The organism is Streptomyces sp. NPDC060000 (assembly GCF_042737375.1).
GTDB lineage: Bacteria > Actinomycetota > Actinomycetes > Streptomycetales > Streptomycetaceae > Streptomyces.
The window spans coordinates 17,671-41,579 of record NZ_JBHWUU010000087.1 but is presented as its reverse complement, the minus strand read 5'-3'; the positions used below and the strand labels follow the sequence as shown (position 1 = coordinate 41,579).

17 protein-coding genes are annotated in these 23,909 nt (G+C 70.9%); 5 read left to right on the top strand and 12 right to left on the bottom strand.

The window, feature by feature from the left end; genetic code table 11:
* Positions 1–13 precede the first annotated feature (13 nt).
* From ACFWBB_RS35110 to ACFWBB_RS35070, 9 genes are all read right to left on the bottom strand, one after another.
* Positions 14–730, bottom strand: a complete 717-nt coding sequence (locus tag ACFWBB_RS35110) for an ABC transporter ATP-binding protein (RefSeq protein ID WP_385280915.1) — start codon at positions 728–730, stop codon at positions 14–16.
* Complete coding sequence (locus tag ACFWBB_RS35105) at positions 727–1,641, bottom strand: ABC transporter ATP-binding protein (RefSeq protein WP_385280913.1); 915 nt, start codon at positions 1,639–1,641, stop codon at positions 727–729. Before ACFWBB_RS35105 ends, ACFWBB_RS35110 begins: the two co-directional genes overlap by 4 nt.
* A 5-nt stretch (positions 1,642–1,646) precedes the next feature.
* Positions 1,647–3,470, bottom strand: coding sequence for a branched-chain amino acid ABC transporter permease (locus tag ACFWBB_RS35100; RefSeq protein ID WP_385280910.1), 1,824 nt, complete (start codon positions 3,468–3,470; stop codon positions 1,647–1,649).
* A 5-nt stretch (positions 3,471–3,475) separates the two neighbouring features.
* Positions 3,476–4,408, bottom strand: coding sequence for a branched-chain amino acid ABC transporter permease (locus ACFWBB_RS35095; protein WP_385280907.1), 933 nt, complete (start codon positions 4,406–4,408; stop codon positions 3,476–3,478).
* A gap of 111 nt (positions 4,409–4,519) precedes the next feature.
* Complete coding sequence (locus ACFWBB_RS35090; RefSeq protein WP_385280904.1) at positions 4,520–5,746, bottom strand: branched-chain amino acid ABC transporter substrate-binding protein; 1,227 nt, start codon at positions 5,744–5,746, stop codon at positions 4,520–4,522.
* A 262-nt stretch (positions 5,747–6,008) separates the two neighbouring features.
* Entirely contained in the window at positions 6,009–6,725 is a 717-nt protein-coding gene (locus ACFWBB_RS35085) for a Tat pathway signal sequence domain protein (protein WP_385280901.1), read from the bottom strand.
* Positions 6,722–7,165, bottom strand: a complete 444-nt coding sequence (locus ACFWBB_RS35080) for a hypothetical protein (RefSeq protein WP_385280898.1) — start codon at positions 7,163–7,165, stop codon at positions 6,722–6,724. Before ACFWBB_RS35080 ends, ACFWBB_RS35085 begins: the two co-directional genes overlap by 4 nt.
* 114 nt (positions 7,166–7,279) lie before the next feature.
* Positions 7,280–7,768, bottom strand: a complete 489-nt coding sequence (locus ACFWBB_RS35075) for a PaaI family thioesterase (RefSeq protein ID WP_385280896.1) — start codon at positions 7,766–7,768, stop codon at positions 7,280–7,282.
* 67 nt (positions 7,769–7,835) lie between these two features.
* Positions 7,836–10,115: an FdhF/YdeP family oxidoreductase gene (locus tag ACFWBB_RS35070; protein WP_385280893.1), complete on the bottom strand. Its 2,280-nt coding sequence runs from the start codon at positions 10,113–10,115 to the stop codon at positions 7,836–7,838.
* A gap of 291 nt (positions 10,116–10,406) precedes the next feature.
* Between ACFWBB_RS35070 and polA the strand changes: the two genes are divergently transcribed.
* Positions 10,407–13,130, top strand: a complete 2,724-nt coding sequence (polA, locus tag ACFWBB_RS35065) for a DNA polymerase I (RefSeq protein ID WP_385280890.1) — start codon at positions 10,407–10,409, stop codon at positions 13,128–13,130.
* Positions 13,131–13,822: 692 nt separating this feature from the next.
* Here the strand turns inward: polA and ACFWBB_RS35060 are convergent.
* Positions 13,823–14,704 carry a DUF4184 family protein gene (locus tag ACFWBB_RS35060; protein WP_385280887.1) on the bottom strand — a complete coding sequence of 294 codons (882 nt, stop codon included), beginning with the start codon at positions 14,702–14,704 and terminating at the stop codon, positions 13,823–13,825.
* 399 nt (positions 14,705–15,103) lie between these two features.
* Here ACFWBB_RS35060 and ACFWBB_RS35055 point away from each other — a divergent pair, with 399 nt between their 5' ends.
* From ACFWBB_RS35055 to ACFWBB_RS35045, 3 genes are all read left to right on the top strand, one after another.
* Positions 15,104–16,855, top strand: a complete 1,752-nt coding sequence (locus ACFWBB_RS35055) for a lytic transglycosylase domain-containing protein (protein WP_385280884.1) — start codon at positions 15,104–15,106, stop codon at positions 16,853–16,855.
* 160 nt (positions 16,856–17,015) lie between these two features.
* A complete protein-coding gene (locus ACFWBB_RS35050; protein WP_355703757.1) occupies positions 17,016–17,150 on the top strand; it encodes an SPW_0924 family protein in 135 nt (44 codons plus the stop codon).
* A gap of 39 nt (positions 17,151–17,189) precedes the next feature.
* Positions 17,190–18,182: a DUF3068 domain-containing protein gene (locus tag ACFWBB_RS35045; protein ID WP_385280881.1), complete on the top strand. Its 993-nt coding sequence runs from the start codon at positions 17,190–17,192 to the stop codon at positions 18,180–18,182.
* On the opposite strand, the gene ACFWBB_RS35040 is transcribed toward ACFWBB_RS35045, so the two are convergent.
* Positions 18,172–21,054, bottom strand: coding sequence for an ATP-dependent helicase C-terminal domain-containing protein (locus ACFWBB_RS35040; protein ID WP_385280924.1), 2,883 nt, complete (start codon positions 21,052–21,054; stop codon positions 18,172–18,174). The two genes, ACFWBB_RS35045 and ACFWBB_RS35040, sit on opposite strands and share 11 nt — an antisense overlap.
* Before the next feature lie 91 nt (positions 21,055–21,145).
* Positions 21,146–22,120 carry a class I SAM-dependent methyltransferase gene (locus ACFWBB_RS35035; RefSeq protein WP_385280878.1) on the bottom strand — a complete coding sequence of 325 codons (975 nt, stop codon included), beginning with the start codon at positions 22,118–22,120 and terminating at the stop codon, positions 21,146–21,148.
* A gap of 228 nt (positions 22,121–22,348) precedes the next feature.
* Between ACFWBB_RS35035 and rpsA the strand changes: the two genes are divergently transcribed.
* A complete protein-coding gene (gene rpsA, locus ACFWBB_RS35030; RefSeq protein WP_385280875.1) occupies positions 22,349–23,863 on the top strand; it encodes a 30S ribosomal protein S1 in 1,515 nt (504 codons plus the stop codon).
* Positions 23,864–23,909 lie beyond the last annotated feature (46 nt).

The following is a 23,909-nucleotide window of genomic DNA, read 5'->3' as shown; positions in this document are numbered from 1 at the left end:
GCGAGGGGGGTGCTCAGTCCTCGCCGAGGTACGCCTTGCGGACGGACTCGTCGTGCAGGAGGTCCTGGCCGGTGCCGGAGAGGACGATCTTGCCGATCTCCATGACGTGGCCGTGGTCGGCGAGCGACAGGGCGGCCTGGGCGTTCTGTTCGATGAGCAGGATGGTCATGCCCTGCGCCTTGAGTTCGGCGATGGTGGACATGATCTTCTGCATCATGATGGGGGAGAGGCCCATGGAGGGTTCGTCGAGCATGAGCAGTTTGGGCTGGGACATGAGGGCGCGGCCCATGGCCAGCATTTGCTGCTCACCGCCGGACAGGGTGCCGGCGGCCTGCTTGCGGCGCTCTCCCAGGATGGGGAAGAGGTCGTAGGCGCGCTGGATGTCCTTTTCGATGCCCTGCTTGTCGCTGCGGAGGAATGCGCCGAGGCGGAGGTTGTCCTCGATCGTCATGCGCGGGAAGATGTGCCGCCCCTCGGGGGAGTGGGCGAGTCCGAGCGAGACGATGTCGTGGGCGGGGGTCTTCTTCAGCGATTTGCCGTTGAACTTGATCTGGCCGCCGACGGGCTTGAGCAGGCCGGACAGGGTGCGCAGGGTGGTGGTCTTGCCGGCGCCGTTGGTGCCGATCAGGGTGACGACCTCGCCGGCCTCGACCTTGAAGGAGATGCCTTTGACGGCTTCGATCTTGCCGTAGGCGACTCGGAGGTCCTCGACTTCGAGCAGTGCGGTCATCGGTCGTTCTCCTTGCCGGGCGCGGCGTCCGTCGGGGTCTGGGCGCTTCCGGCGTTGGCTTCGGCGGCCTCGACTTCGGCTGTGTCTTCGTCGGCGGGGGCGTTTTCGAAGGGTTCGCCGAGGTAGGCGGCGACCACTCGTTCGTCGCCCTGGACGGTTGCGCTGTCGCCTTCGACGAGTTTTTCGCCTTGGACGAGGACGGCGACGCGGTCGCAGAGGTTGAAGATGAAGCGCATGTCGTGCTCGATGACGAGGACGGCGATGCCCTTGTCGCGGATGGCGAAGACGAGCTCTTCGGTCGCGCGGGTTTCCTGGGGGTTCATGCCGGCGGTGGGCTCGTCGAGGAGGAGCAGTCCGGGTTCGCTGGCCAGGGCCCGGGCGATTTCGAGCTTGCGCTGTTCGCCGTAGGGGAGGTTGCGGGCGAGGTGGTCGGCCTTCTTCTCCAGGCCGATGAACTCGAGGAGTTCCATGGCGCGTTCGCGGGAGGCGGCTTCGGCCCTGTGGAAGGAGGGGAGGCGCAGGACGGCCGACCAGAAGCCTTCTTTGGTGCGGGTGTGGCGGCCGACGAGGACGTTTTCCAGGACGGTCATGTTGCCGAAGAGGCGGATGTTCTGGAAGGTGCGGGCGATGCCGGCGGCGGTGACCTTGAAGGATTTGGGGGGCAGGACGTTGCCCTTGAAGCGGACCTCTCCCTCGGTGGGGATGTAGAGGCCGGTGAGGCAGTTGAAGAAGGTGGTCTTGCCTGCGCCGTTGGGGCCGATGAGGCCGACGATCTCTCCGCTGTTGACGGTGAGGTCGACGTTGCGGACGGCGGTGAGGCCGCCGAATCGCATGGTCACGCCGCGGGCGTCGAGCACCGTTTCGCCGACAGGGGCGGCAGGGGCGTCCTTGGTGGTGGTGTCGGTGGTCATGGTGGTCAGGCCCCTGCCTTCGTGAGGACGGTGGGCGCTTCCGCGTCTTCGTGGAATTCGAGCTGGCGGCGCCGGTTGGGGATGAGTCCCTCGGGGCGGAAGCGCATCAGCAGGATGAGTGCGAGACCGAAGGCGAAGAGCTGGTAGTCGCCGAGGAACTGGAGCTTGTTGGGGATGAGGAACAGCAGGGACGCGCCGATGAGCGGGCCGCTGATGGTGCCCATGCCGCCGAGGACGACTGCGGCGAGGAGGAAGGCGGAGTTGGGGGGAATGGGGCCGGCGAAGAGGTACTGCTCGGGTGTCACGGTGTAGGTGACGTGGGCCTGGACGGTGCCGGCGAGTCCGGCGAGGGAGGCGCCGACGGCGAAGGCGATGAGTTTGACGCGGAAGCCGTTGATGCCCATGGCGAGGGCGGCGGTCTCGTCCTCGCGGATGGCGACCCAGGCGCGGCCGATGCGGGAGTCGCCGCTGCGTCGGAAGACGAGGACGACGACGGCGGTGATGATCAGCATCAGGAAGAAGTAGTTGGCGAAGCGGCCGATGCTGTATCCGGCGATGTCGTGGACGGCGCCGAAGTCGAACCCGAGGATGTTCAGGTTCGGGATGGAGGAGATGCCGTTGGAGCCGTTGGTGATGTCGGGGCCCGAGGTGCCGTCGAGGTTGTTGGCGGTGATGCGGAAGATCTCGCCGAAGCCGAGGGTGACGATGGCGAGGTAGTCGCCGCGCAGGCGCAGGGTCGGGGCGCCGATGAGGACGCCGAAGACGAGGGATGCGCCGGCGCCGACTAGTGCGGCGGCCCAGAACGGGAAGTGCACGTGGAAGGGGGAGCTGGGGGACCCGGAGACCATGGCCGCTGCGTAGGCGCCGACGCCGAGGAAGGCGACGTAGCCGAGGTCGAGGAGGCCGGCGAGGCCGACGACGATGTTCAGGCCGAGGGCGACGGTGGCGAAGATGAGGATGTAGACGCCGATGGTCGCGTACTGGTCGTCGGTCTGGGTGAAGGGGAAGAGGGCGGCGGTGACGAAGGCGCCGCAGGTGGTGATGCTCTGGTGCCGGGCGGTGATCTGGCTTGCCTGGGCGACGAGGCCGGCCTTGTTGAGGGCGGCGAAGCCGAAGCCCGCGGTGATGAGGAAGCCGACGAACAGTTCGTCGTACTCGGTGCCGATGCCGTAGGTGAAGACGGTGAGGCCGAGGGCGAGGACGGCGACGATGATCAGGATCTCGGCGTAGGAGGGCAGCTTGCCGAGGGGCTTGGCGGTGCCGGAGGCGAAGGCGGTTTTGACGGTCTCCCACTTGTGGGCGGCCTTGTGCCGGGTGTGCTCCCACGAGGTGTCGTCGGGGTCGATCGGGTCGGCCTCGGGGTGCTCGAAGGGCAGGGCGAGGGCGCCGAGGAAGGCGGCGAGGCTGCCTATGGCGACGAGGTAGCCGCCGATTTCGAGGTTGACGACGCCGCCGAGGTTGGTGCTGATCGCGATGACCGTGTACCAGCTGGTGGCGAAGGTGGCGAGGGCGGCGAACTTGATGGCGCCGTCGCCGCCGGCGGGGATGAGCCAGCCGAGGCCTTTGATGCCGTAGGTGGCGAGGGCGAAGAGGGTGGTGAGGGCGGCGCCGATGAGGACGAGGACCTGGAGGCCGCCGGGGTAGCCGTAGACGGTGAGGTCGCCGGGGAAGGCGGAGGTCCAGGTCCAGGCGAGGAAGGTGGAGATGATGGTGAGGATGCCGCCGCCGGTGGCGAGGGCGCGGCCGGCGGCTGCCGGGATGCCGATGAGGCCGGCCTGGGCGGAAGCGGGCTTGTCGAGCGCTTCGGCGGTGGTGGTCTGTGTCGTCATCGGTGTCACGCCCTGTCCGCGACGCGCTCGCCGAGCAGGCCCTGTGGCCGCAGCAGGAGCACGAGGATGAGGAGTACGAAGGCCCAGACGTCGGCCCAGGACTGGCTGCCGAACTTGTCCATGCCGGGGATGTCGGCGATGTAGGCGGTGGCGATGGTTTCGGCGATGCCGAGGACGACGCCGCCGATCATGGCTCCGTAGATGTTGCCGATGCCGCCGAGGACTGCCGCGGTGAAGGCCTTGAGGCCGAGGATGAAGCCCATCCGGAAGTCGATCTGGCCGTACTTGAGGCCGTAGGCGACGGCGCCGACGGCGGCGAAGGTGGCGCCGAGGGCGAAGGCGATCACGATGATGCGGTCGGTGTTGACACCCATGAGTTTGGCGGTGTCGGGGTCCTGGGCGGTGGCCTGCATGCCGCGTCCGGTGCGGGTCTTCATGACGAAGTAGGCGAGGATGCCCATGCTGATGGGGGCGGCGATGAGCAGGAAGACGTCACCGGTCTGGATGGTGACGTTGCCGATCTCGAAGGGTCCGCCGGGGATCTCGGGGAAGGTGCGGGCGGACTTGGCCTCGGGGTACCAGGCCCATACGGCCTGCTGGAGGGCCAGGGAGAGGCCGATGGCGGTGATGAGCGGGGCGAGTCGTGGGGCGTTGCGGAGGGGGCGGTAGGCGAACCGTTCCGCTCCCACGGCGATGGTCACGGAGACCATCACGGCTCCGACGAGCATCAGTGGCAGGGCGATGGCCATGGATGTGCCGTCGGGCAGTATGTACGCGTAGACCGTGAGAGCGCCGAACGCTCCGGTCATGAAGATCTCGCCGTGGGCGAAGTTGATGAGCTGGACAATGCCATAGACCATTGTGTAGCCGATGGCGACAAGGCCGTACATGGATCCCAGTAGCAGGCCGTTGACCAGCTGCTGCGGCAGTTCGTTCACCGCATGTCCTCCGAGACGGTTCGGATGTTTCGACGGGGGGCCGGATGCGAGTCCGCGCGGGGCGCTTGTGGAACAGCGCCCCGCGCGGCTCAGCTGTGGTGCGGGTGTGGGTCAGCCGGTGTAGGTGCCGGACTTGACGGCCTTCCAGGCACCGTTCTCGACGGCGTAGACGGTGAGCTGCTTGTTGGTGGCGTCGCCGTACTCGTCGAAGGAGACCTTGCCGGTGACGCCGTCGAAGGAGACGTTCTGGACGGCGGCGGTGACCTTGGCGCGGGCGTCGTCGGGCAGCTTGCCGTCGTTGTCCGCGACGACCTTCTTGACGGCCTCGATGATGGCCCAGGCGGAGTCGTAGGCGTAGCCGCCGTAGGCGGAGTAGGCGTCCTTGTAGCCGGCCGCCTTGTAGTCGGCGACGAACTGCTTGGCCGAGGGGAGTTCCTCGACGGGGGCGCCGACGGAGGTGGACAGGTCACCGGTGGCGCTGGCGCCGGCGAGCGGGATGTAGTCGGCGGAGTTGATGCCGTCGCCGCCGACCAGGGGGATCTTGGCGCCGGCGGCCTTGATCTGCTTGCTGAGCGGGCCGGCCTGCGGGTACTCGCCGCCGTAGTAGACGACCTCGGCGCCGGAGTTCTTCACCTTGGTGGCGACCGCGGAGAAGTCCTTGCTGTCGGGGTTGATGTGCTCGGTGCCGACGATCGTGCCGCCGAGCTTCTTGAACTCCTCGGTGAAGGTGCCGGCCAGGCCCGCACCGTAGGTCTTCTTGTCGTCGATGACGAAGACCTTCTTCTTCTTGGCGTCGTTGAAGACGTACTGGGCGGCGAACGGGCCCTGGACGGCGTCCGTGGTCGCGGTGCGGAAGTACGACTTGTAGGTGCGCTTCTTGGTGTTCTGCCAGTCGGCGCCCTGGGTGAGGGAGACGCCGGTGTTGGCCGGGGAGATCTCGACGAGCTTGGCGTCGTCGAAGACCTTCTGCATCGATTCGGCGACGGAGGAGTTCAGCGGGCCGACGACGCCGAGGACGCTCTTGTCGGCGACGAGGGCGGCGGCGTTCTGCTGGCCCGCGGAGGGCTGTGCCTGGTCGTCCTTGGAGACGATCTTGAAGGTGACGCCGTCGACGTACTTCTGCTTATTGGCGTTCTTGACGGCCAGGTCGGCCGAGTTCTTGATGCCGAGGCCCATGGCGGACAGGTCGCCGGTCAGCGGCGCGTCGACACCGATGGTGACGGTGGTGCCGCCGCTGTCGGAGCCTTTGTTGTCGCTGTCACGCGAACCGCAGGCGGTGAGGGTGAGTGCTCCCGCGGACAGCGCGGCGGTAATGGCGATGAGCGAACGTTGACGCACGTTCCAGTCCTTTCCCTGGGCGGCTCTCCCCCCTGGAAGAGGCCGAGTCGAGCGCTGGGCCGAAGGGGTATTCCAGCCGCGCGGTGACTGGGCGTGACTCTAAGCGGGTGAAGCTGACGTAGAGGAGGGTCTGACCCATGCTGTGACGCTCTTGTTATGACACGAGGTAATGCAGAGCGGTACTTGGTGGGTGGAACGGCTGAATTCAGGCCGATTCGCCCTGTCCACATGGTGAGAACGTGCAGGACGAACCCGGGTCGGTTCAGGCGTCTCGGGCGTTTTGGTGATGACCTGAATCGTTGCTACAGGCGACTTGTAGGGCCTCGGACAGGTCGTGCGCATAGTGCGTGCCCAGGATGTAGCTGTGGACCTGTATTGCGCGCGCATTACGTAGAGTTACGTCTATGAAAGGAAGTCCCGCGTCTCTCGGGATTTTTTCGCATTCCGTTGCGTGCATGGTGATGACGACCTTGCGGACGGAACCCGCTTTCGTCCGGAACGGAGCCCGCGGGGCCGACGTCAGGGAAAGCCCGGCATACGGCTGGGCCACTCGCGTCACGGTGACCGGCGGACCGGAGTCCACGCCGAGCAGCACCTCGAAGGCGAAGGTGCGGGGGCGGGTGCCGGGCGGTACGGCCACCTGGCCGAGGTAGGTGACGTCCACCACCTGGGACGGGAACGGCGGTGCGGGCGTTGCCCGTTCGGTGTCGTGCGGCCGGGTCGCGCAGAGGTAACCGCCGCCCGCGAGGAGGAGCATCGCGGTGAGGGCGGCCGACGCGGCCCGGCGGTGGGTCGCATGGTGGCGGGCGAGCCTGCGGAGCAGGGGGGCGGCGGGAGTTGTGGCGTCCGTGTCGAGTGCGTCCGTGTCGAGGGCGTCGGCGGGGCCGGGGGTGTGGGTGGCCGCGGTGGTGCGGTCGGCGTCGGAGGTGTCCCACGCGTGTGTGCCCTCGCCGGGCTCCACGGGGCCTGTGCCGCTCACTGCCACGGTCCCTCGGTCGGGGTGCCCGAGCGGTACCGGTCGGCGCAGCCCTCGGCCGCCTCGCGGTCGATCAACTCGTCCGCCGCCTCGGCTCCTTGGCGCTTCTTCGCGGCCCGCGCGGCGTCCACGACGGTCCGCAGGATCTCGTACTGGCCGTTGGACAGCCCCATCGACTGGTAGTCCCCGTAGGTGGTGCTGTCCAGGACCTCGCGCGACCAGTGGGCGACGATGCGGGTGCACAACTCCCCGGGCGGGATCGTGGACGGGGAGGGCGACGAGAGCGAGGACGGGGGCGGGGACGGTGCGGGGGTGCCGCTCGCGTCGGCGGTCCCGGAGGCGGCGCAGCCGGTCGCCAGGAGGCCCGTCAGCAAGGCCGCCGGCCACGCCGGTCCGAGCGGCCGCCCCGCCGCGCGCGCCCGTGCGGCTCCTCCCGTGGTCATGCCCCGACGCTAGGCCGCCGCGGTGGCGGGGAGCAACGGGCACGCGCGTGTGACTCTCCGGAGCGCCGGCGCCGGGGCCGACTCTCCGGAGCGCCGACGCCGACGCCGACGCCGTCAGCCGGCGGGGCGTGCCTGCGGTCCGTCGCCGGCCCGTACGTCCCGCAGCAGGCAGGTGAGCCGCGCGGTGCACACGCGGCGCCCCTCCGGGTCGCTGATGACGATCTCGTACGTCGCCGTGGAGCGGCCTTGGTGGACGGGTGTGGCCACGCCGGTGACCAGGCCGGAGCGGACTCCGCGGTGGTGGGTGCAGTTCAGGTCGACGCCGACGGCGATCTTGGAGCTGCCGCCGTGCAGCATGGCGCCGACCGAGCCGAGGGTCTCGGCGAGGACCGCGGAGGCGCCGCCGTGCAACAGTCCGTAGGGCTGGGTGTTGCCCTCGACCGGCATGGTGCCGACGACCCGGTCCGCGGAGGCCTCGACGATCTCCACGCCCATGCGGTTGCCCAGGTGTCCGGCGGAGAACAGGGCCAGGATGTCGATGCCGAGTGCCGCGTACTCGTCGATGACCTCTTGCGGGAACTTCACGTGCTGCTGCTCGCCCATGGGGCCCGGCTCCGTTCGTCGATCACAGTCCAGCGTGGATCACAGTCCAGCGTCGCTGAGCAAACGCTCAGTCGGTAGCCGATTGTTCCAGACGGACGACGACGGACTTGCTGGCCGGGGTGTTGCTGGTGTCCGCGGTCGCGTCCAGCGGCACCAGGACGTTGGTCTCCGGGTAGTACGCGGCGGCGCAGCCCCGCGTGGTCGGGTAGAACACGACCCGGAAGCCGGGTGCCCGCCGCTCCACGCCGTCCCGCCACTCGCTCACCAGATCCACGTAGGACCCGTCGGCGAGCTTCAGCGCGCGGGCGTCCTCGGCGTTGACGAGGACGACCCGGCGGCCGTTCTTGATGCCCCGGTAGCGGTCGTCGAGGCCGTAGATCGTGGTGTTGTACTGGTCGTGCGAGCGCAGCGTCTGCAGGAGCAGGCGGCCCTCGGGCAGCCGCGGGTACTCGACGGGGGCGGCGGTGAAGTTCGCCTTGCCGGTCGTGGTGGGGAAACGGCGCTCGTCGCGCGGGGCGTGCGGGAGGGTGAACCCCTCCGGGCGGCCCACGCGCGCGTTGAAGTCCTCGAAGCCGGGGATCACGCGTGCGATGCGGTCGCGGATCGTCGCGTAGTCCTTCTCGAACTCCTCCCACGGCACCTTGCTGTCCTCGCCGAGCACGCGGCGCGCGAGGCGGCAGACGATGGCAGGCTCGGACAGCAGGTGCGTGCTCGCGGGCGCGAGGCGGCCGCGCGAGGCGTGCACCATGCCCATGGAGTCCTCGACGGTCACGAACTGCTCGCCGCCGCCCTGGAGGTCGCGCTCGGTGCGGCCGAGCGTCGGCAGGATCAGGGCCCGCGCGCCCGTCACGACGTGTGAGCGGTTGAGCTTCGTCGACACGTGCACCGTCAGCCGGGCGCGTCGCATGGCCGCCTCGGTGACCTCCGTGTCCGGGGAGGCGGAGACGAAGTTGCCGCCCATCGCGAAGAACAGTTTCGCCTCGCCGTCGCGCAGCGCGCGAATGGCGCGGACGACGTCGAAGCCGTGCTCGCGCGGGGGTGTGAAGCCGAACTCCTTCTCCAGGGCGTCCAGGAAGGCGGGCGCGGGCCGCTCGAAGATGCCCATGGTCCGGTCGCCCTGCACGTTCGAGTGGCCGCGCACCGGGCACACGCCCGCGCCCCGACGGCCGATGTTGCCGCGCAGCAACAGGAAGTTGACGACCTCGCGGATCGTCGGCACGGAGTGCTTGTGCTGGGTGAGACCCATGGCCCAGCAGACGATGGTGCGCTCGGAGGCGAGCACCATGCGCAGGGTTTCCTCGATCTGCGCGCGCGTGAGGCCGGTCGCGGTGAGCGTCTCGTCCCAGTCGGCGGCGCGGGCCGCATCGGCGAACTCCTCGAAGCCGTGGGTGTGTTCGCCGATGAACGCCTTGTCGAGGGCGCCGTCCGTCTCCAGGACCAGCTTGTTGAGGAGGCGGAAGAGGGCCTGGTCGCCGCCGATGCGGATCTGGAGGAAGAGGTCGGTGAGCGCGGCGCCCGCGGCAAGGCCCTTGGGGGTCTGCGGGTTCTTGAAGCGCTCCAGGCCCGCCTCGGGCAGCGGGTTGACGCTGATGATCTTCGCGCCGCCGGCTTTGGCCTTCTCCAGGGCGGAGAGCATGCGCGGGTGGTTGGTGCCCGGGTTCTGTCCGGCGACGATGATCAGGTCGGCCTGGTAGAGATCCTCGAGCAGGACGCTGCCCTTGCCGATGCCGATGGTCTCCGACAGGGCCGAGCCGGACGACTCGTGGCACATGTTGGAGCAGTCCGGCAGGTTGTTGGTGCCGAGCTCGCGGGCGAAGAGCTGGTAGAGGAACGCGGCCTCGTTGCTGGTGCGGCCCGAGGTGTAGAAGACGGCCTCGTCGGGGGTGGCGAGGGCGGACACCTCCTCGGCGATGATGTCGAAGGCGCGCTCCCAGGTGACCGGCTCGTAGCGCTCTCCGCCTTCGGGGAGGTACATGGGGTGTGTGAGGCGTCCCTGTTGGCCGAGCCAGTAGCCGCTGCGGCCGGCGAGGTCGGCGACGGGGTGCGCGGCGAAGAACTCGGGGGTGACCCGGCGCAGGGTCGCCTCCTCGGCGACCGCCTTGGCGCCGTTCTCGCAGAACTCCGCGGTGTGCCGGTGCTCGGGTTCGGGCCAGGCGCAGCCCGGACAGTCGAAGCCGTCCTTCTGGTTGACGCGCAGCAGCGTCAGCGCGGTGCGCTTGACACCCATCTGCTGCTGGGCGATCCGCAGGGAGTGCCCGACGGCGGGCAGGCCCGCCGCCACGTGTTTCGGCTCGGCGACCTGGGGCGCGTCCTGGACCGGATCGGCCTTGGGCGGCTTCGTTGCCATCGCGCGCTCTCCTTCGCTCGCCTGTGCCATACACCTCCGCGATCCTCGCACGAGGCACCGACAGCGTTAACGTGCGGGCCGGTCGGCGAGCGGCAGCAAAGCTCGCGGCGGGCGGCGGGCGGCGGGCGGCGGGCGGCGGGGCGGCGGCGGCAGGCCGTGGTCGACGGGCGGGCCGTGGGCGGCGCTGGTGGGCGACGGACAGCCGGCAGCGGGCGGCGGACGGCCCGGGGATCCGGGCGGGACGTGGGCGGCCGGGACCGAGTGTCAGTGGGGCGTGGCAGGATCGGGGGCGTGGCAGAGACAGCAGCGAAGAAGACCGACACCCCCGCCGGCAGCCGGCCCCGCCTGATGCTCATGGACGGGCACTCGCTGGCCTACCGCGCGTTCTTCGCGCTGCCCGCGGAGAACTTCACCACCGCGACGGGCCAGCCGACGAACGCGATCTACGGTTTCGCGTCGATGCTGGCCAACACCCTGCGTGACGAGGCGCCCACGCACTTCGCGGTCGCCTTCGACGTGTCCCGCAAGACCTGGCGCTCCGAGGAGTTCACCGAGTACAAGGCCAACCGCTCCAAGACGCCCGACGAGTTCAAGGGCCAGGTCGAGCTGATCGGCGAGCTGCTCGACGCGATGCACGTCTCGCGGTTCGCGGTGGACGGCTTCGAGGCCGACGACGTCATCGCCACCCTCGCCACCCAGGCCGAGGCCGAGGGCTTCGAGGTGCTGATCGTCACCGGCGACCGCGACTCCTTCCAGCTGGTGTCCGAGCACACCACGGTGCTGTATCCGACGAAGGGCGTCTCGGAACTGACCCGGTTCACCCCGGAGAAGGTCATCGAGAAGTACGGGTTGACGCCCGCCCAGTACCCCGACTTCGCGGCGCTGCGCGGCGACCCGTCCGACAACCTGCCGGGCATCCCCGGGGTCGGTGAGAAGACCGCCGCGAAGTGGATCAACCAGTTCGGTTCGTTCGCGGAGCTCGTCGAGCGGGTCGAGGAGGTCAAGGGCAAGGCCGGGCAGAACCTCCGCGACCACCTGGAGGCCGTCAAGCTCAACCGCCGCCTCACCGAGATGGTCCGCACCGTCGAGCTGCCGAGGACGGTCGTCGAACTGGAGCGTGCCCCGTACGACCGCACGGCGGTCGCGATGATCCTGGACACCCTGGAGATCAGGAACCCGTCGCTGCGTGAGCGGCTGCTCGCCGTCGACCCGGGCGGTGAGGAGGCCGAGGCGACACCGGTGATCACCGCCGGGGTGGAGCTGGACGGCACGGTGCTGGGCACCGGCGAGCTGGCCGGCTGGCTCGCGGAGCACGGCACCGAGACCCTCGGCGTCGCCACCGTCGACACCTGGGGGCTGGGCGCGGGCTCGGTCGCCGAGGTCGCGCTCGCCGCGGCCGGGGGAGCCGCCGCCTGGTTCGACCCGGCGGAACTGGACGAGGCCGACGAGAACGCGTGGGCGGCCTGGATCGCCGCCGGGGACCGTCCCAAGGTGCTGCACAACGCCAAGGGCGCGATGCGTGTCTTCGCCGAGCACGGCTGGTCCGTCGCCGGCGTGTGGATGGACACGGCCCTCGCCGCCTATCTGGTCAAGCCGGGCCGCCGCTCCTTCGACCTGGACGCGCTGTCCCTGGAGTACCTGGGCCGTGAGCTGGCGCCCGCCGCCGCGGCCGACGGACAGCTCGCCTTCGGTGCGGACGACGGCGCCGAGGCCGAGGCCCTCATGGTGCAGGCCCGCACGATCGTCGACCTCGGCGAGGCGTTCCGCGGCCGTCTGGAGGAGGTCGGCGCGGCCGACCTGCTGCGCGACATGGAGCTGCCCACCTCCGCCCTCCTGGCCCGCATGGAGCGGCACGGCATCGCTGCCGACCGCGCCCATCTGGAGGCCATGGAGCAGATGTTCGCGGGCGCCGTCCAGCAGGCCGTGAAGGAGGCGCACGCGGCGGCCGGGCACGAGTTCAACCTGGGCTCGCCCAAGCAGCTCCAGGAGGTCCTCTTCGGTGAGCTGGGCCTGCCGAAGACGAAGAAGACCAAGACCGGCTACACGACCGACGCCGACGCCCTGGCCTGGCTCGCCGGCCAGACGGACAACGAGCTGCCGGTCATCATGCTCCGCCACCGCGAGCAGGCGAAGCTCCGGGTCACCGTCGAGGGCCTGATCAAGACGATCGCCGCGGACGGCCGCATCCACACCACGTTCAACCAGACGGTGGCGGCGACCGGCCGCCTGTCGTCCACGGACCCGAACCTGCAGAACATCCCCGTCCGCACCGACGAGGGCCGGGCGATCCGCCGCGGCTTCGTCGTCGGCGAGGGCTTCGAGTCCCTGATGACGGCCGACTACAGCCAGATCGAGCTGCGGGTGATGGCCCACCTGTCGGAGGACGCGGGCCTGATCGAGGCGTTCACCTCCGGTGAGGACCTGCACACCACGGCCGCCTCCCAGGTGTTCGGCGTCGAGCGCACCGCGGTGGACGCGGAGATGCGGCGCAAGATCAAGGCGATGTCCTACGGCCTGGCGTACGGCCTGTCGGCGTTCGGCCTGTCCCAGCAGCTGAACATCGACGCGGGCGAGGCCCGTGGCCTGATGGACGCCTACTTCGAGCGCTTCGGCGGCGTCCAGGACTACCTGCGCCGCGCGGTCGACGAGGCGCGGGCGACCGGCTACACGGCGACGCTGTTCGGCCGCCGCCGCTATCTGCCCGACCTCAACAGCGACAACCGGCAGCGCCGTGAGGCGGCCGAGCGCATGGCACTCAACGCGCCGATCCAGGGCACGGCGGCGGACATCGTCAAGTTCGCCATGCTGAAGGTGGCCGCGGCACTGGGCGCGGCGGACCTCAAGTCCCGCATGCTGCTCCAGGTCCACGACGAAATCGTCCTGGAGATCGCCCCTGGCGAGCGTGCGGCGGTCGAGGAACTGGTCCGTCGTGAGATGGCCGGCGCCGTCCAGCTCAGGGCCCCGCTGGACGTGTCGGTCGGCGCGGGCGCGGACTGGGAGTCGGCGGCCCACTAGCCTCCGGCGGCGGGGCGGCGGGGTCCACCCGCGAGGCCTCTCCGGCCTCGGGGGCCTCTCCCGCCTGCCCCGGGCTTGGTGCGTTGAGAGGGTCCCTGTCGATACGGGCAGGGTCCCTTTCCCGTCTCCCGACGCAGAGCGACGCCTGACGGGGGGCCTCTTCGTCACCCAGGCCGCGCCCCCTGAGCGCCCCCTGAAGGGCCCTCACCCCGCGTGGCCCCCGAGAACAGGCCCCTTCCGGCTCCGGCCCGCCAGGATGCCGCCATGGGTATACGCATGCTTCACCGCCGTAAGGCCCACGCACGCGTGCACGCCACGACGGCCGCGGACACGCAGGCCGGCCGCGACCCTGCTCGCCGGCCCTGACCCTGTTCACCGGCCGCGACCCTGTTCACCGGCCGCGACCCTGTTTTCACCGGCCGCGGCCCCGCCCCGCCCTCGCGCCCGGCGCCGCAACTCCCCGCATCCCGGGGACCCGTGTCACGGCCTGCGCGCGGCCACCGCCCGGCTTCGCCGTCCGGCCCTCACCAGGCTCCTGGCCCGGTTCGTCCGCCGGGAGGACAGTCGGCGGCGCCTGCGGGCCGAGACGGTACGCCGTCGCCTGCTCGCGGCCCTCGGCGTCCTCGGCCGCGGCTCCGCCGAGCCCAGTACGGACCGCCGTATCCCTCTCTTCGCCGCGGCGGCGAACCCGCTCAGCGGACGCCGGGACGACTCCGCTGCACGCTGACCCCCTCGGGATCGGGCCGCCCGGCGCGGGCATCCCGGGCGGCCGGGCGGGCCGGACGCCACAGCCGCACGCCGACGGCGTACAGCAGCACCCCCAGCACCAGCCCCGCGCCCGCCCCGAAGCACAGGGTCGGGATCAGCTCCCACACCTTCGCCTCGCGCGGCCCCCAGTACTCCCACCAGCGCGTCGCCCGCAGGACCGCCGCGGCCGACGCGCAACCGCCGGCCACGGCACCCGCCCACCACCGGTCCCGCACCGAAAGCACCGCGACCCCCACCGGCTCGCCAACGGGCGCCCGGCGCAGCGCGTGAACAAGGAACACGGCGATCACGACAGCGGCCACGGCCGAACCCCCGTACTGGAGGTACCAGTACAGAGGTGCGCCGGCGACGCTCTCGCCGAGGACGGGGAACAGCCGCATGCCCCAGCGGTCGAGGTGCGTGAACGCGTCCCACACCACGTGGGTCAGCGCGCCGAGCGCAGCGGAGACGTACCACCACAGGACGGTGGACGGCCGTACACGCGCGCGTGGCGCTCCGCAGCGGGTCAGTGCCGCCGTCCGGCCCTGCCGGGCCCGTGGCAGCAGTGCCACCAGCGGTTCGCGCACCAGCAGCCAGAGCCCCACCAGTGTCCAGGCGACGAGCACGTCGACCGTGAACACGCCGGGGAGGGAGTGAGTGACGTCGCCGAACTCCATGGCACCGGAGCGGACACTCGCCGCGTAGTAGGTCATGTCGGGAGCGAAGGAACCCGCCACGAGGACGGCCGGGACCAGGGACCCGCGACCGGTGCCGTCGGCGCGCACGGCGGGCAGCACGGCCGCCGCGTGACTGAGGGTGAACGGCAACGGGGCTCCCCGGGGCGGACGTTGACGGGCCGGTCGGCCCGGTGATCGACGACGTCCAGTATGCGGGGCACGGTTCCCGGCCAACGGCACATGGCCGGCCGGTGAAAACGACGCCCGAACGGGTGCCGGTGCAAAAGAAGTTGTCGTAGGGTCGCCTGGGTCGGCGCGCCCGCAGGCACGTCGAACAGAAGGACAGAGCAGTGCAAACCGCCCATGGGTGCAACCTGCGGGGCGGGTTGATCGTCACACCGGTGGCGACAGCAGTACGGCAGTACGCAGCAGCGGCGGTATGGCAGTACCGGCGGTCATGGCAGTAACGGCTGCGACAGCGGCAACGGCCGCAACGGCAGGTGCAGGAGAAAAGACGGACGTACCGCGTCCACGGGAGGGTTTCACTTCATGTCGGCGCATTTCGGCACGAGGCTGCGCAAGGGAGCCGTCAACACGACCGTGGCCGCACTGGCGGTCGCGGCTCTCGCCGCGTCCCAGGCACCGGACGTCACGGCCGACGGTCACGGCAGACAGACCGCCGCCGACACCCCGTCGGCCGCCGACGCCGGCACCGGCACCGGTGACGGCGCCACCGGCAACTCGCCGTACTACACGGACCTGCCGCCGCTGAAGAGCCCGAACCCCGCGCCGAGTGAGAGCACCTCCACCACCCCGGCCGCCACCGGCACCACCGAGTCGGGCATCCCGGCGACCGTCCTGGACGCCTACAAGAAGGCCGAGGCGGAGCTCGCGCAGTCCAAGCCGGGCTGCAACATGCCCTGGCAACTCCTCGCCGCGATCGGCAACGTCGAGTCCGGCCAGGCCGGCGGCGGCAACGTCCGCGCCGACGGCACGACCATCACGCCGATCCTCGGACCGGTCCTCGACGGCGTCGGCTTCGCGAACATCAGTGACACCGACAACGGCGCGTACGACGGCGACAGCACCTACGACCGCGCCGTGGGCCCCATGCAGTTCATCCCGTCCACCTGGGCGTGGGCGGGCCGCGACGGCAACGGCGACGACAAGAAGGACCCCAACAACATCTACGACGCCGCGCTCGCCGCCGGCCACTACCTGTGCCGGTACGACTGGGACATGTCGTCCACGTCCGGGATGCGCAGCGCGATCCTCAGCTACAACAACTCGACGGACTACCTCAACACCGTCCTGTCGTGGCTCGAGTACTACCGCAAGGGCACGCACGAGATCCCCGACGGCAGCGGCAGCGTGCCGGACAACCGCAGCGACGACGGCACCGGGTCCACGCCCGCCTCGCCCTCCACCCCGTCGACACCCGGCGCACCGGCCACGCCGAGCACCACGCCGACACCCAGTACACCCAATACGCCCAATACGCCCGGCAAACCGAGCACGCCCGGCACGCCGTCGACGCCCAGCACCCCGACGCCGACGCCCACCGAGACGGTCGGGCACCTCGAGTACGCGGGCAAGGCGAGCCTCGCCGCCATGGCGGGCGACACGTACACCGACCGCATCAGCACGCGCGCGGAGACGGCGGCCGGCAAGGCGGTCGCCAAGGTCAGGATCCGCTTCACCATCGTCGGCGACACCGACACCACCTTCACGGGCGGCGAGAGCCTCGCCGTGATCAACACCGACAGCAAGGGCGTCGCCCTCGCCCCCGCCCTCAAGGCGGGCGAGAAGACCGGCGACTTCACCGTCCGTGCCACCGTCCTCGGCCGCACAGTCTCCGCCCTCGACTACAAGGCCACCGTCACCGCCCGCGCCGCGGACACCCTCGCCCGTACCGGCAGCACCGCGCTGACCTGCACCGCCGGCGGCGAGTTCGCCGACCAGGTCGAGGTGAAGGCCACCTACAAGGGCGCCGTCGCGGACAAGGTCGCGGCCACCGCCACCCTGGTCAAGTCGGCCGACGACCCGACCGTGAACGACAAGGGCCCCTACTTCAAGGACTCCGCCGGCAACCCCGTCCGCACCCTGGACCTCCAGACGGACGCGAACGGCCTGCTGGAACTGCCCAAGCTGTACGCGGACGACACCGAGGGCACCTACCTGCTCCGCGTCACCACCACCGGCGGCGCGACCCTGACGCTCGAACTCACCGTCACGGCCGCGGCGGCCTCGACGCCGAGCCCGACGCCCAGCGAGTCGGAGTCGACGACCTCCGGTTCGTAACCCCCTTCGCACGGCAACGCGGCGGCGCCCCTCTTCCCGGAGGGGCGCCGCCGTCGTGTGCGACGTGTTCTCATCTCGGCCGCCCGTTGCTACCGTGCCCGACCTGACGGCCCATCAGCTCCACTGTCGGTTCCTGTGGCCGCTCCACCGGGAGGCCCGTATGCGCGCCCTGATCGCCGCCGCGACCGGTCTCGCCGTCGCGCTCGCCCTGGTCCTCACCCTCACCGCGCTGGGCACACCGGCCGGCAAGACCTCCCCGAAACCCCTGCTGACGACCGTCCCCGCACACCCGTGACCGCCCCGCCCGCCGGTACCGCCCGCGAAGGAGGCCGAGATGCGACGCAAGGCCGGCCTGATCCTGCTCGCCCTCGCCGTGTTCTTCGCGGCGCTGTCCCCCCTGCTGCGCTGGTACGCCTTCCCGCGCCTCGCCAAAATCCCGGCGAACGAGTACCAGACCATGGTCCTGGAGGCGAAGAACGCCACCCTCCTCGACTACGACGGCCTGGTCGCCCGCACGGTCCCCAAGGTCACCATCGTGCAGACCCTCAAGGGCGACGTGGAGGCCTCCGAGAAGATCGAGAAGACGGCCGGCCGGGACGTCGTCGTCTGGGACGGCCTGTCCTACGTCCTGGGCCCCGACGGCAAAATGGTCTCCAAGGTCCCCGAGCGGTACATCTTCGACGCCCACACCCAGGAGCCCGTCCACGCCACCGGTGAGATGGTCGACGGCACCCCCGTGCGCCGGGAGGGCATCGAGTTCAAGTGGCCGTTCCTGACGGAGAAGCGGGACTACGAGTACTTCGACGCGCAGACCCGCACCAGCGCCCCCATCCACTACAAGGGCACCCAGACCTTCCGCGGCCTGAAGGTCTACTACTTCGAGCAGACCGTCCCCTGGACCAAGGTCCCCATGCCCCAGACGATGCCGGTCAAGGGCATCACCCCGGCGGACATCGCCAAGACCGGCACCACCCGCTGGTACACCACGGTCCGCAAGTTCTGGGTCGAACCGGTCACCGGCGCACCCGTCAACGGCGAGGAGATCCACCAGGAGGAACTGCGCGGCGGCACCCTGCTCAGCGGCCGCGCGAAGGTCACCGCGTTCGCCGGCCACGTGAAGATGCGCGAGGACTACATCGAGCACACCGTGGCCATGGTCAAGTCCAACCGCACCCTGGTCCTGCTCCTGACCGCCTACCTGCCCTGGGGCTTCCTCCTGCTAGGCGTCCTGCTGATGTCCCTCTCCCTCTACCTGGAGGCCCGCGCCCGCCGCCCGGACGAACCCACCGCCACCGAACCCGCCGCACCGCGGCCGGTCACCGCCTGAGCCGCGCGTTGGTGTACCGGGTCGGCTCGGCGCCGGCCGGATCCTCGGGCCAGGGATGCTTCGGATACCGGCCCCGCAACTCCGCCCGCACCCCCTTGTAGCCGTCCCTCCAGAAGGAGGCGAGGTCGGCCGTGACCGCCGCGGGCCGCCCGGCGGGCGACAACAGGTGCACGAGCAACGGCACCCCGGCCACCCTCGGCGACTCCTGAAGCCCGAACATCTCCTGCAACTTCACCGCGAGGACCGGCCGCTCCGGGTCGGCGTAGTCGATCCGGATCCTGGACCCGCTCGGGACGGCGATCCGCTCCGGCGCCAGCTCCTCCAGCCGGGCCGCCTCGCCGGACGCCCAGGGCAGCAGCCGCCCCAGCGCCTCCCCGGCATCGATCCGCCCCAGATCGCTGCGCCGCCGCGCCCGGCCCAGTTCGGGCTCCAGCCACTCGTCCACACGCGCGTGCAGCGACCCGTCGGAGACGTCGGGCCACGGATCCCCCAGATGCCACCGCAGAAACGCCAGCCGCTGCCGCAGACCGACCGCCTCGGGCGACCACCGCAGCAACCCCAGCCCCTCCTTCTCCAGCCCCTCCACCAGCGCACCGCGGACGAGCCCGGCATCGGCGTTCCGCAGGGGACGCGCCGCCAGCTCCACGGCACCCAACCGCTCCACCCGCCGCGCCACGACGTCCCCGTCGGCCCAGTGGACCTCGTCCCGCTCGTCGAGCAGCACGCCGGCCGCCAGCCGGGCGACGTCCTCGTCCACCACCGCCGCGAGCTGCACCCGCGCGTGCCCCCTCCCGACGGGCCGGTCGGCGACGGCCACGGCGAGCCAGGACGCACCACGCAGACCGGTGCCTTCGCGGACCTCGGCCCGGGTACCGGAAACCATGAGGAAGGAACCCCCGTCGGCCTTCGCGAGCCGCTCGGGAAACGCGAGCGCGACAACGAGCCCGACAAGCGCATCGAACCCGGCCACACCACCGGAACGAGCCTCAGCACCGTTCTTGGGCTCCGCGCCGGTTCCGGGCCGGGCATTGGTGACGGGCTTCGGGGCGGTCGCGGTCCGGGCGTTGGTGCCGGGCCCCGCGCCGGGCCCGGGCTGTGCGCCGACCTCGGGCTCTCGCCCGGTTCCGGGCGGCGCGTCGGTCCCGGGTTCCGGGGCGGCCTCGGATCTCGCGCCGGGCGTGGCCCTCGCGGCCGGCCCGGTGTCGGCGGCGGGGACGGGGACGGGGACGGGGACGGGCCCAGGGTGGGGTCCGGGTGAGGTGGGGGCCGGGGCATCGGCAGCGGCGGCTGCCGGCGGTGTGGCGCCGGAAGAGGGCCCGGTCCGCTCCGGGGCCTCGATGTCCGCCTTCAGGGAGAGCGGGTCATCGACGGTGGCGACGACGCCCCGCAGCCGACGCACCTCCGTCCGCCACCGCGCGCTGTAGGCGTCACCTCCCCGCCGGGCACTCCGCAGAGCGGCGGCCAGATCGTCGCCGTACTCCCGCGGGGCCTCCTCGCTCAACAACGCGACCACCTCGACGGCCCGCTCCACCCCCACCGACGCGGCCCCGTCCAGCAGAGCCCGGCCCAGCCGGGGGTGCAGTCCCAGCCGGGCCAGCCGCAACCCCCGCCCGGTGGCCCGGCCGACGGAGTCCACCGCCCCGATCGCCCCCAGCAGAGACCTCGCCGCCGCCATCGCCCCGGCCGGCGGCGGATCCAGCAACGCCAGCCCGGAGGCGTCCGGGTCCCCCCAGCACGCCGCCTGGAGGGCGAACGCCGTCAGGTCGGCCACCCTGATCTCCGGGGCCGGGAACGACGGCAGACGCGCATCCTCGGCCTCGGCCCAGCACCGGTACACCGCACCCGGCGCCTCCCGCCCGGCCCGCCCCGCCCGCTGCCGGCCCGCCGCCTGCGAGGCACGTACGGTCGCGAGCGCGCTCAGCCCGCGCGCGTGGTCCACGCGCGGCTCCCGCGCCAGCCCCGAGTCGACGACCACCCGCACCCCGGGCACCGTCAGCGAGGACTCCGCAACGGACGTCGCCAGAACGACCCGGCGCCGCCCACCGGGAGCCAGCACCGCGTCCTGCACCGCCGCCGGCGCCCGCCCGTGCACCTGGAGCACGTCCACGCCGCCCAGCTCACCCAGGAGCCCCGCGACCCGCGCGATCTCCCCGACGCCCGGCAGGAAGCACAGCACGTCCCCCGGCCGCTCGGCCAGCGCTCGCCGCACCACCGACGCCACATGCGCCAGCAGCGCGGGATCCACCCGCATGCCGTGCGGCGGCCGCACGGGGCGGGCCGGGGGCGCCCACACCACCTCGACGCCGAAGACGGACCCGTGGGCCTCCACCACCGGTGCCCCGCCCAGCAGCCGCGCCCACCCGGCCGTGTCCGTCGTCGCCGAGGCCGCCACCAACCGCAGGTCGGGCCGCAGCGTCTCGCGCACGTCCCACAGGAAGGCGGCCGAGGTGTCCGCGTCGAGATGCCGCTCGTGGCACTCGTCCAGCACCACCACGTCGACGCCCGTCAGCTCCTGATCGCGCTGAAGGCGCTGGAGCAGCACACCGGTCGTGACGACCTCCACGCGCGTGTGCCGCCCGACGACCCGCTCCCCGCGCACGGTGTGGCCCACGCTCTCCCCGGGCCGCTCGCCCAGCAGCCACGCCATCCGCCGGGCCGCCGCCCGCGCCGCGATCCGCCGCGGCTCGGCCACGACCACCCGCCGCGCGGGCCCCTCGCCCAGCAGCCCGGCCAGGGCGAGCGGCACCAGCGTCGTCTTGCCGGTGCCGGGCGGCGCGGCGAGAACGGCTGTCCCGTGCCCGTCCAGAGCGTCGTTCAGGGCGGGCAGGGCGGCCCGCACGGGCAGCGCGGCCAGGGCGTCGTCACGGGGAATCACACCCCCAGTGTCGTACGCCCCCGAAAACGCCCTGTACGCGTGCGTGCAGGTACGAGGGAAGAGACGGAGCGAGCGGCGGCGGAACCGGCTAGTCCCGCTCGCAGACGAAGACGGCCGTCCCCGGGATCAGGTTCCCGCGCAGCGGCGACCAGCCGCCCCACTCCGACGAGTTCCACGCCGGCCACTCCGGCTCCAACAGGTCCACCAGCCGGAAGCCGCCCGCCACGATGTCGCGGACCCGGTCGCCCAGCGTCCGGTGGTGCTCCACGTACACCGCGCGGCCCTGGTCGTCCTGCTCGACATAAGGAGTGCGGTCGAAGTAGGAGGAGGACACGGTCAGCCCCTCCGGGCCCGGCTCGTCCGGGAACGCCCAGCGGATCGGGTGGGTCACCGAGAACACGAAACGGCCGCCCGGCCGCAGCACCCGCCGCACCTCCTTCAGGACCTGCACCGGATCGGCGACGAAGGGCATCGCCCCGTACGCCGAGCAGGCCAGGTCGAACGAGGCGTCCGCGAAGGGCAGCGCGCCCGCGTCGGCGCACACCAGCGGAAACGATCCACCGATGCGCAGCGCGTGCTGGAGCTGGCGGTGGGAGAGGTCCAGGGCTACCGGACGCGCGCCCTGCGCGGTCAGCCAGCGCGAGCACTGGGCCGCGCCGGCGCCGATCTCCAGGACCGACTTGCCCTTCAGCTCCTCCGGCGGGCCGAGCAGCTCCGCCTCCACCTCGTCCAGACCCTCGGGACCCCACACGAAGCGGTCGTCGCCGAGGAAGGTGCCGTGCTCTACCTGGTATTCGTCCGCGTTGCGGTCCCACCAGCCCCGGTTGGCCCGGGAGCTCTCGGTGACGTCGGCGTCACGTCGGGTGGCTTCCGGCTCGAAGGCCGGTTCGGACGATGCGGGCTCTTGGATGATCGGCTCCCTCGTCGTACTCTTCCGTGCAACCCGCCCTTCGGTGTCACCCGAGGTGTCACCGAGAAGGCTCCCTGTGGCCCGCGTGACCTCAGGAGAAAGGTTGTGTGCCGGGTATGCGGTGATCCGCCCCGGGTGTGCGCCTTCGCGCATTGACCCGGCCCGGCTGCCCCCGTATGCTACAAGTTGCGCTGTGGGCCTGCGCACCTCAGACGTAGCAGGCTGCGCTCGCCTCTGTTGTATGTCCCCTCGGTTCTCGAGGTGCCATCACCAGTTCCCTGGTGGGGTGCCTCCTAAGCTGTCCGGCTTCTTCAGGGCGATCACGGGCTTCCGGCGTAGCAGTACCTACGACTCTCTGTCCGTACCGGAGCCCTTTCCCACATGACGAGCAGCACCGAGACCACCGCCACCACCCCGCAGGTTGCGGTCAACGACATCGGTGACGAGGAAGCATTCCTCGCCGCTATCGACGAGACGATCAAGTACTTCAACGATGGTGACATCGTCGATGGCGTCATCGTCAAGGTTGACCGGGACGAGGTTCTCCTCGACATCGGTTACAAGACCGAAGGTGTCATCCCGAGCCGCGAGCTCTCGATCAAGCACGACGTCGACCCGAACGAGGTCGTCAAGGTCGGCGACGAGATCGAAGCCCTTGTTCTCCAGAAGGAGGACAAGGAAGGCCGCCTGATCCTCTCGAAGAAGCGCGCCCAGTACGAACGCGCCTGGGGCACCATCGAGAAGATCAAGGAAGAGGACGGCATCGTCACCGGCACCGTCATCGAGGTCGTCAAGGGTGGTCTCATCCTCGACATCGGCCTCCGTGGCTTCCTGCCGGCCTCCCTTGTCGAGATGCGCCGCGTCCGCGACCTCCAGCCTTACGTGGGCAAGGAGCTCGAGGCGAAGATCATCGAGCTGGACAAGAACCGCAACAACGTGGTCCTGTCCCGCCGTGCCTGGCTGGAGCAGACCCAGTCCGAGGTCCGCCAGACGTTCCTCACGACCCTGCAGAAGGGTCAGGTCCGCTCCGGCGTGGTCTCCTCGATCGTCAACTTCGGTGCCTTCGTGGACCTGGGTGGCGTCGACGGTCTGGTCCACGTCTCCGAGCTGTCCTGGAAGCACATCGACCACCCGTCCGAGGTTGTCGAGGTCGGCCAGGAAGTCACCGTCGAGGTCCTCGACGTCGACATGGACCGCGAGCGCGTCTCCCTGTCGCTGAAGGCGACCCAGGAAGACCCGTGGCAGCAGTTCGCCCGGACCCACCAGATCGGCCAGGTCGTGCCCGGCAAGGTCACGAAGCTGGTTCCGTTCGGTGCGTTCGTCCGCGTGGACGAGGGCATCGAGGGTCTGGTCCACATCTCCGAGCTGGCCGAGCGCCACGTGGAGATCCCGGAGCAGGTCGTCCAGGTCAACGACGAGATCTTCGTCAAGGTCATCGACATCGACCTCGAGCGTCGCCGGATCTCGCTGTCGCTGAAGCAGGCCAACGAGTCCTTCGGTTCCGACCCGGCCTCGGTCGAGTTCGACCCGACGCTGTACGGCATGGCCGCGTCGTACGACGACCAGGGCAACTACATCTACCCCGAGGGCTTCGACCCCGAGACCAACGACTGGCTCGAGGGCTTCGAGTCGCAGCGTGAGGTCTGGGAGAACCAGTACGCCGAGGCGCAGACGCGCTTCGAGCAGCACCAGGCTCAGGTCATCAAGTCCCGCGAGGCGGACGAGAAGGCCGCTGCCGAGGGTGGCGACGCGGCGGGTGCGGCTCCGGCCGCGTCCAGTGGCGGTGGCGGTGGCGGTGGTTCGTACTCCTCCGAGGGTGCCGACACGTCCGGCGCGCTGGCCTCGGACGAGGCGCTCGCCGCTCTGCGCGAGAAGCTGGCCGGCGGCCAGAGCTGAACGAACGCTAGCCGCTGAGGCTTAGTCGCTCGACTGAGGGCCCGCA